This window comes from Lutibacter sp., from assembly GCF_021647475.1.
Taxonomy (GTDB): domain Bacteria; phylum Bacteroidota; class Bacteroidia; order Flavobacteriales; family Flavobacteriaceae; genus Lutibacter.
In genome coordinates this window covers 1-8,384 of record NZ_JAKIUR010000081.1, presented here as the reverse complement: position 1 = coordinate 8,384, position 8,384 = coordinate 1, and the positions used below count along the sequence as shown (strand labels likewise).

The window sequence follows — 8,384 nt, the reverse complement described above, 5'->3', positions numbered from 1 at the left end:
ATTAGAACAAAATCTAATGCCTTTGCTTTGAAAGATAGAATTTATTATAACGCTCTAAAAAACGCAATGAAACAAATTAATGAGTTATCAATAAATAAATATCAAAATGTGGCGTAATCGTGAATGTTTTGCGTAAGGTCAGTTAGTAAAAACAACTCCCAATCTGATGCTCTGGTAGTAAAACTGTTGGTATATCCATGAGCATGGTGTTCACTTAGACGAGAAGTTAAATCTTTGCAACTGCCAGTATAATAATAGTTGGAAGAAATTGAATGTAAAATATAAACGTAAGCCATATGATGTTTTATTAACCTAAAAAACTCTTGAAAATCAAACGATTAACAAGAGTTTTAGTACTGAAGACGGGACTTGAACCCGTACGGGCCTTACAGCCCACTGGATTTTAAGTCCAGCGTGTCTACCAATTCCACCACTTCAGCATTGGTATTTTATATATTGTAGAGCGAAAGACGGGATTTGAACCCGCGACCCCCACCTTGGCAAGGTGATGCTCTACCCCTGAGCTACTTTCGCAGACCTATTTTTTAAGAACGTACATTTTTAACTGTAAATGCGAGGGCAAATTTAATACAAATCTGTTAATTGCAAAGATTTTTTTTAATTTTATTTCAAATAAATAGTTAAACAACTTGTTTTAAGGTTGTAAATTTTAAATTTTAAAATATATTTGCACAAATTTCAAGTACTTATATGCAAATAACTTCTAATTCTATACCTAAAAAAGTTGGTTTCTCTGCTGTTTTTAATGATTTCAAACAATTAACAAAGGTTGGTCTTTCTTTAAGTGTTGTTTTTTCTTCAGTAGCAGGCTATTTATTAGCTGTAACAACTATTAATATTATTACAATTTTAATGTTGGCTATTGGTGGTTATTTAATGGTTGGGGCTTCAAATGCCTTTAATCAAATTATTGAAAAGGATACGGATGCTTTAATGAAACGAACTAAAAACAGACCGTTACCAGCTGGAAGGATGCATGTGTCAACCGCTATGGTTATTGCTGTTTCCTTTACTATTTTAGGTTTAGCTATTTTATATAGTATTAATGCTAAAAGTGCTTTGTTTGGAGCAATTTCTATTTTTTTATATACTAGCGTTTATACTCCTTTAAAGTCTGTCACACCTTTGTCTGTTTTTGTTGGAGCTTTTCCTGGAGCCATACCTTTTATGTTAGGTTGGGTGGCTGCTACTAATCATTTTTCTATAGAAGCAGGAATATTATTTTTAATTCAGTTTTTATGGCAATTTCCACACTTTTGGGCAATTGCTTGGTTGCAATTTGATGAATATAAAAAAGCAGGTTTTAATTTGATGCCAATGGGTAAAAAAAATAAAAAGGCGGTAATTCAAATTATAATTTATATTGTTTGTTTAACACTGGTTTCCATAATTCCTGTTTTCAAAATAACTGGCAATTTTTACATTTACCCTGTTACAGCAGTTGTTTTAGTAGCTTTAGGAGGTAAAATGTTGTTTTATGCAATTAAATTATATAAATTTCAAACGGATAAACATGCAAGGCAATTAATGCTTTCTAGTGTTTTATACATAACTTTAATACAAATTATTTACGTAGTAGATAAATTTTTACACTAACTAAATGAAAAACTCGTTACAACAAGAACTTAAACAAGCACATCAAAAATCAGCAAAACCAATGCTTTGGGTTGCTATGATTAGTATGACAATGATGTTTGCAGGATTAACAAGTGCATACGTGGTAAGCAGATCAAGAGCCGATTGGGTTTCGTTTATTTTGCCAAATGCTTTTAACATAAGTACTACTTTAATTGTATTAAGTAGTTTAACTTTTTTAATGGCAAAAAAATTCATTAAAAACGGAAATCAACAAATGACAACGCTCTTTTTAGTGTCAACTTTACTGTTAGGTTTAGGTTTTGTTTATTTTCAACTTGATGGTTTTTCTCAGCTTTATAAAGAAGGATTATATTTTGCTGGAGATCAAAGCACTGTTAAATCGTCATTTGTTTATGGGATTACTGTTGCACATCTTGCACATGTTTTTGCTGGTATAATTGTATTAATTGTGGTGTTGTTCAATCATCTTTCAAAAAAATATTCTGCTTCAAATTATTTAGGTTTAGAATTAGGTGCAATTTTTTGGCACTTTGTTGATATTGTGTGGATTTACTTATTTTTCTTTTTCTATTTTATTAGATAATAAAAAAAATGTATTTTTGGCTCAACTATAACTAAAAAATCAAAAACTAACTTTTATATGGAAGTAACAACAGCTACTGAAACCAATCAGGCTACTTGGGATGGAGGTAAAAATAAACCTCTTGGAGCAAGTTATGGAAAGCTTATGATGTGGTTTTTTATTTTATCTGACGCCTTAACTTTTTCCGCTTTTCTTGGAGGTTATGGTTTAACTCGTTTTAAATACATTGAATCTTGGCCAATTGCTGATGAGGTTTTTACTCATGTTCCGTTTTTACATGGCGTAAATGCACCAATGTATTATGTTGCATTTATGACCTTTATTTTAATTTTATCTTCTGTAACTATGGTGTTAGCTGTAGATGCTGGTCATCAAATGAAAAAAGATAAGGTTACCATTTATATGTTGTTTACCATTATTGGAGGATTAATATTTTTAAGTTCTCAGGCTTGGGAATGGAAAACATTTATTAAAGGAGAATATGGGGCAATACAACTAAAAGATGGTAAAATTATTCAGTTTGTAGATAAAACAGGACATCAAATTGCTTTAGATAAATTTGCAATACATTCTAATAGAGAAAGAGTACAACTTAACAGAGCTAAGGGATTATGGTTTATGAGTGGGAGTAAGTTACCTCCTTTTTCTGTAAATGAAGTAATTGAAGGATTTAAATCTCATCCAGAGATAACCATAAGAACTGAGCAATTAAATTTAGATACCAAACAAAAAATTATTATCCCTAGAGATAAAGCAATGTTTTTTTTAAAACGAGCAAAAGCAGTTGTAAAAGGAGCAAACTTAAAGGTTAATGAATACGGTAAAACCACTTTTGCAGATTTCTTTTTCTTTATTACAGGGTTTCATGGATTCCATGTTTTTACAGGAATAACCATTAATATAATAATTTTCTTTAATGTTATTTTAGGGACTTATGAACGTAGAGGAAGTTATGAAATGGTTGAAAAAGTTGGATTATATTGGCATTTTGTTGATTTGGTTTGGGTATTTGTATTCACATTCTTCTACTTAATTTAAAAAATAACTTATGACACATACACAAGAATATACATCGCATACTAAATTAATTTGGAAAGTATTTATAATACTTTCTGTAATAACAGGTGTTGAAGTTTTTTTAGGAATTGATAAACCTGATTTTTTATACTTAACAAAATTTTTAGGAACTAATTTATTAAACCTTATTTTTATAATTTTAACCTTGGTAAAAGCCTATTATATTGTTTGGTTTTTTATGCATATGGCAAATGAAAAAAAGAGTTTGAGAAGAGCAGTAGTATGGACTGCGTTTTTTTTAATTGCTTATTTAACTGCTTTGTTATTAATAGAAGGAGAATATATACATAACGTGTTAGGTCCATTAACTAAATGGAATTACTAATAGAAAATATTTATAGATAAAAGGCGGTTGTTAACCGCCTTTTTTGTTTTTTTGCAATACGTATGAAAAAATTCTGGATACTTTTTATATTATTTGTTTTACCATTAGTATTTTATATTTTCTTATCTGAAGGAATTTATAAGTATTCTAATTTACCAATTTTAACAGAAAAAGTTACTAATGTTAATCAATTAAAAACCAATAAATCAACAACTTTTACAAATAAATTTTCTATTGTTTGTTTTCCAGGTAAAAATGTCAACAATGCTAAAACAGGGTTGCTAAATCTAAATGAAGTTATTTATAAACGGTATTATCAAAAACCTTTTTTTCAAGTAGTTGCTTTATTTCCAAAGGAAACAAATGAAGATTATAAAAAGGTAATTAAGCAATTAGGTTTATATACCAATCTTAAAAATTGGCATTTTATTTTTACATCTTCTGATAGCATTCAAAAAATTTATAAAAGTTTTAAAGTTCCTGATAGCTTAAATCAAGATTTGTATTCTTCAAATGCTTTTATAATTGATAAAAAATTGAGATTACGAGGTAGAAAAGATGATGAAGATGCAACTAACGGAAAATTATACGGTTATAATATGAACTCTGTTGCAGTTTTAAAAAATAAAATGAAAGATGATATAGATATTATTTATTATCAATACAAAAAATCAGAAGAAAAAAAACGACGTAATAAAAATAATTATTAAAATGAAAAAATATTCATACGTAGGTGTCGCTTTTATTATTTTAATATTTGGAATTTATGCTATTCCTAAAATTGTAGCCAAATTTAAAACTCCCAAATTGGTTACCATTGGTAAAGTACCTAATTTTAAATTTACCAATCAAAATGGAAAAATTATTACCAATGAATTTTATAAAAATAAAGTTTACGTAGTGGAATTCTTTTTTACAACTTGCCCTACTATTTGTCCTAAAATGAATAAAAACATGGTAACTATTCAAGATGAATTTTTTGGAAATCCAAATTTCGGAATTGCTTCTTTTAGTATAAATCCAAAACACGATACGCCACAAATATTAAAAGAATATGCAAAAAAACACGGTGCAATATTAAAAAATTGGAATTTTTTAACAGGAAAACAAGATGCTATTTATAATTTAGCAAATAACGGATTTACCTTATATGCAGGTGTAAATAGCAATGCTGAAGGTGGTTTTGAACATTCAGGAATGTTTGCTTTGGTTGATAAAAACGGAAATATACGTTCACGAGTTGATAAATATGGAAATCCTATTGCATTTTATGATGGTTTAAATCCAAAAGAAATTTATAAAATAAAGGAAGATATTACTATTTTATTAAAAGAATAATGCAGAAAAATACTAACAAATATAATACTTGGATTATTGTTTTATCCATTGCAATTCCAGTTGTTATTGCAGTTTTATTTAGTGTAAAATTAAATGTAAAATTACCTGTATTTTTACCTCCAATTTATGCAAGTATTAATGCATTTACAGCTATATTACTTATAATTGCTTTTTGGTCTGTAAAATCAAAAAAAATAGAACTTCATAAAAAATTAATGAAAACAGCAATTGTATTTTCAATATTGTTTTTACTATTGTATGTACTTTATCATATGACTTCAAATGCTACAAAATATGGAGGAGAAGGAGCTATAAGAACTATATATTTCGTATTGTTGATTTCACATATCCTATTATCTATAATTGTTATTCCTTTTGTATTAATCACTTATGTAAGAGCAATTACTAATAATATTGAGTTGCATAAAAAAATAGCTAAATATACATTTCCACTTTGGTTATATGTTGCAATTTCAGGAGTCTTGGTTTATATTTTGATTTCACCATATTACCTTCATTCATGAAAAAAATTATTATCATATTTGTTCTTCTAAGTTTTCAAATTTCAAATGCACAATGTGCCATGTGCCGTGCTGTAGTTGAAAGCGGTAATCCTTCACAGGCTGAAGGGTTAAACACAGGAATACTTTATTTAATGGTTTTTCCATATTTATTGGTTGGGGGATTAGTTTTCTTTTTAATAAGAAGAATCAGGAAACATAAAATTTAACATTTCTATAAGAGGATTACTGTGTAACAAATGATAAATTTAATCGTCTTATGAATATATTTAACCAAAAACTCACCAAATAGCTAATGAGAACTAAATTTGTAAGTGTTTTAGCATTATTATTTTTAATTAATGTTAACGCACAAAAAAAAACATGGACACTTCAAGAATGTGTTAATTATGCTTTAGACAATAATATTTCTATAAAACAACAAGAACTTAATACTAAATTAGTAGAACAAAATATCACTTCTGCAAAAGGTAATTTTTATCCATCTCTAAATGCTTCGGCATCTCAGAGTTATAATTTTGGATCTTTTATTGATATTGACGGTGGACGTATTTCTAGAGATTCAAGATCAAATAATTTTGGTTTAAATACCGGAGTAACATTGTTTAATGGATTTAGGAATAGAAATAATCTACAACAAGCTAAAAAGGAACTAGAAGCTGCAGGTTTTGATTTGCAGGAAAATAAAAATAACATTATGTTGTTTGTGGTTAATTCTTATTTAAATGTGCTTCTGGCTAAAGAAAATATCATTATTGCTCAAGATCAGGTTGAGATAAGTAAAAACCAAGTTCAAAAATCAAAGGATTTAGTAGCGGCAGGATCTAGTGCAAAAGCAGCTTTATTGGAATCTGAAGCAAGTAAAGCTAGTAATGATGAAAAACTTACCAATGCTCAGAATAGTTTAGATTTGGCTTTGTTGAATTTATCTCAATTACTCCATATTACTAATAAAGGATTTGATGTGGAAGATGTTAAATTAAACATTAATTCAGCATCATTAATTTATAATGATACTGATGCTATTTTTAATAAAGCAGAAACCATTTTACCAGAAATACAAAGTGCAGAAATAGCAGTGGATAATGCAGCCCTTTCCGTTGCTATTGCAAAAGCAAGCTATTATCCTTCACTTACGTTTGGTGCTGGTTTAGGTACAGGTTATCAGCATAGTCAAGGTCAAAAAGATGTTAGAGTTATAATAGACCCAAACACCAATTTACCAGTTACTATTCCTAATGGTTTTAGTCAACAGTTAAGTGATAATTTAGGTTATAACTTAGGATTTTCTTTAAGTATTCCAATTTTTAATAGGTTTCAAACTAAAGTAAATGTTAACAGAACTAAAATAAATCAAGATAAAGCAGACCTACAATTGTTAGATAAAAAATTGAAATTGAGGGAAAGCATTGAAAAAGCATATGCTGATGCAAAAGCTTCTTTAAACCAATATGTTGCAGCAAAAAAATCTTTAGATGCACAAAATGAATCTTTTAAAAATGCACAGGAAAGTTATAATTCTGGAGTAATGAATTTTTTCGATTTTGACCAAGTTAGAAATCGGTTAGTTGGTGCAAAATCATCTATGGTAAATGCAAAATATAATTTTGTGTTTAGAACTAAATTATTAGAATATTATTACGGCATTCCTATTGTAATTGAATAGGTTTTTATTGTAAATACTTTAAAACATTCAATCAATATTGGTTGAATGTTTTTTTATAGGCTAATTTGAAATAAGTATCTTTGCACTATAAATAAATTTGAATTGACGTATATTCTAAATATTGAAACGGCAACTAAAAACTGTTCGGTAAGTATTGTAAAAAATGGAAAAACCATTGCCTTGCAAGAATTAAACGATGGAAATTATTCTCATGCCGAAAAATTACATGAATTTATTAAAATTGTTTTAGAAAAGGCAAAGATTAATTTTGAAAATTTAAAAGCTGTTGCAGTTAGTAAAGGCCCTGGTTCTTATACAGGTTTAAGAATTGGAGTTTCTACAGCAAAAGGCATTTGTTTTGCATTGGATATTCCGTTAATTGCTACAGATACGTTACAAGCTTTAGCTATGACAGTTACCATTGAAAACGGCATTAAAATTCCGTTATTAGATGCTAGAAGAATGGAAGTTTATAGCAGTGTTTTTACTAAAAAAAATGAGCAAATTAGAGAAGTTAAAGCTGAAATTGTTACTGCTGATTCTTTTTTAGATTATTTAAAAGAAAAAACGGTTTATTTTTTAGGAGATGGAGCTGCAAAATGTAAAGAAATAATCACCCATAAAAACGCATTTTTTATAGAGAATAAATTTCCTTCGGCAAATGAAATGGCAAGTTTATCTTATTCCAAATTTAAAAATCAGGAATTTGAAGATGTTGCTTATTTTGAACCTTTTTATTTAAAAGATTTTTTGATAACTACTTCAAAAAAATAAGTTATTTTTTTATCTCCACTTGATGAGTAGTTTAGCCCCCAATAAAGTCGGAGTGATATTTTAAATTTCAAACTAATACATTTGAGATATGAAATTTCAATACTCGCTTTGTCAAGTGCAATTTTTACATTTTCTATGATTCCAAAATATACATTCCAATAATTTTCGATACCGTCCAAAAAAGTGTGTCTGATCTGTACAAACAATCATCTCAACTAATAAATTTGAAGTTAGGAATAACTTAAATAAACAAGAGAGATGATTGAATTAACAAAAGTACAATTACAAACAAGTTTAAACAACCTAAGACCGTTGCAAAATTCAACAAATTTCACCAATCCAAGTTTTAGATGAATTTTAGATTGGTTTTTGTCAAAAAATGTAATTTTCACTTCTTTTTTTGTCTTTGAAGTTCATTTTAATATTGTTTTTCTCTTAATTTTTACAATTAGACGCAATTATCCCTGGACTTCGATACAG

Annotated in this window: 10 protein-coding genes and 2 tRNA genes; 9 read left to right on the top strand and 3 right to left on the bottom strand. The window is 28.1% G+C overall.

The window, feature by feature from the left end:
- Positions 1 to 101: 101 nt before the first annotated feature.
- The 3 genes from L3J60_RS12885 to L3J60_RS12875 all read right to left on the bottom strand — a co-directional run bounded on the left by L3J60_RS12885 (position 102) and on the right by L3J60_RS12875 (position 534).
- Positions 102 to 296: a GIY-YIG nuclease family protein gene (locus tag L3J60_RS12885; RefSeq protein ID WP_291975971.1), complete on the bottom strand. Its 195-nt coding sequence runs from the start codon at positions 294 to 296 to the stop codon at positions 102 to 104.
- A 58-nt stretch (positions 297 to 354) separates the two neighbouring features.
- Positions 355 to 440 (bottom strand) — tRNA-Leu (locus L3J60_RS12880).
- Positions 441 to 462: 22 nt separating this feature from the next.
- Positions 463 to 534, bottom strand: a tRNA-Gly gene (locus tag L3J60_RS12875).
- A gap of 177 nt (positions 535 to 711) precedes the next feature.
- On the opposite strand from L3J60_RS12875, the gene cyoE reads away from it, so the two are divergent.
- The 9 genes from cyoE to tsaB all read left to right on the top strand — a co-directional run bounded on the left by cyoE (position 712) and on the right by tsaB (position 7,904).
- Positions 712 to 1,617, top strand: coding sequence for a heme o synthase (gene cyoE / locus L3J60_RS12870; RefSeq protein ID WP_291975970.1), 906 nt, complete (start codon positions 712 to 714; stop codon positions 1,615 to 1,617).
- A 4-nt stretch (positions 1,618 to 1,621) separates the two neighbouring features.
- A complete protein-coding gene (locus L3J60_RS12865) occupies positions 1,622 to 2,203 on the top strand; it encodes a cytochrome c oxidase subunit 3 (RefSeq protein WP_291975969.1) in 582 nt (193 codons plus the stop codon).
- A gap of 57 nt (positions 2,204 to 2,260) precedes the next feature.
- Positions 2,261 to 3,241 (top strand): cytochrome c oxidase subunit 3, encoded by a 981-nt coding sequence (locus tag L3J60_RS12860; protein WP_291975968.1) that lies wholly within the window; start codon positions 2,261 to 2,263, stop codon positions 3,239 to 3,241.
- A 10-nt stretch (positions 3,242 to 3,251) separates the two neighbouring features.
- Entirely contained in the window at positions 3,252 to 3,605 is a 354-nt protein-coding gene (locus L3J60_RS12855; protein WP_291975967.1) for a cytochrome C oxidase subunit IV family protein, read from the top strand.
- A 62-nt stretch (positions 3,606 to 3,667) separates the two neighbouring features.
- On the top strand, positions 3,668 to 4,315 hold the full coding sequence (locus tag L3J60_RS12850; protein ID WP_291975966.1) for a hypothetical protein: 648 nt from the start codon (positions 3,668 to 3,670) through the stop codon (positions 4,313 to 4,315).
- A 1-nt stretch (position 4,316) separates the two neighbouring features.
- Complete coding sequence (locus L3J60_RS12845) at positions 4,317 to 4,943, top strand: SCO family protein (RefSeq protein WP_291975965.1); 627 nt, start codon at positions 4,317 to 4,319, stop codon at positions 4,941 to 4,943.
- Entirely contained in the window at positions 4,943 to 5,467 is a 525-nt protein-coding gene (locus L3J60_RS12840) for a DUF420 domain-containing protein (protein WP_291975964.1), read from the top strand. The genes L3J60_RS12845 and L3J60_RS12840 overlap by 1 nt, the downstream gene beginning before the upstream one ends.
- Positions 5,468 to 5,759: 292 nt before the next feature.
- Positions 5,760 to 7,130, top strand: a complete 1,371-nt coding sequence (locus L3J60_RS12830; RefSeq protein WP_291975961.1) for a TolC family protein — start codon at positions 5,760 to 5,762, stop codon at positions 7,128 to 7,130.
- Between the two features lie 102 nt (positions 7,131 to 7,232).
- Positions 7,233 to 7,904 carry a tRNA (adenosine(37)-N6)-threonylcarbamoyltransferase complex dimerization subunit type 1 TsaB gene (gene tsaB, locus L3J60_RS12825; RefSeq protein ID WP_291975960.1) on the top strand — a complete coding sequence of 224 codons (672 nt, stop codon included), beginning with the start codon at positions 7,233 to 7,235 and terminating at the stop codon, positions 7,902 to 7,904.
- The last annotated feature ends 480 nt before the right edge of the window (positions 7,905 to 8,384 follow it).

What these genes read in the sequence shown, in the direction of transcription:
- L3J60_RS12885 (WP_291975971.1), bottom strand. Translation starts at nt 296, where the DNA reads ATGGCTTACGTTTATATTTTACATTCAATTTCTTCCAACTATTATTAT.
- cyoE (WP_291975970.1), top strand. Translation starts at nt 712, where the DNA reads ATGCAAATAACTTCTAATTCTATACCTAAAAAAGTTGGTTTCTCTGCT.
- L3J60_RS12865 (WP_291975969.1), top strand. Translation starts at nt 1,622, where the DNA reads ATGAAAAACTCGTTACAACAAGAACTTAAACAAGCACATCAAAAATCA.
- L3J60_RS12860 (WP_291975968.1), top strand. Translation starts at nt 2,261, where the DNA reads ATGGAAGTAACAACAGCTACTGAAACCAATCAGGCTACTTGGGATGGA.
- L3J60_RS12855 (WP_291975967.1), top strand. Translation starts at nt 3,252, where the DNA reads ATGACACATACACAAGAATATACATCGCATACTAAATTAATTTGGAAA.
- L3J60_RS12850 (WP_291975966.1), top strand. Translation starts at nt 3,668, where the DNA reads ATGAAAAAATTCTGGATACTTTTTATATTATTTGTTTTACCATTAGTA.
- L3J60_RS12845 (WP_291975965.1), top strand. Translation starts at nt 4,317, where the DNA reads ATGAAAAAATATTCATACGTAGGTGTCGCTTTTATTATTTTAATATTT.
- L3J60_RS12840 (WP_291975964.1), top strand. Translation starts at nt 4,943, where the DNA reads ATGCAGAAAAATACTAACAAATATAATACTTGGATTATTGTTTTATCC.
- L3J60_RS12830 (WP_291975961.1), top strand. Translation starts at nt 5,760, where the DNA reads ATGAGAACTAAATTTGTAAGTGTTTTAGCATTATTATTTTTAATTAAT.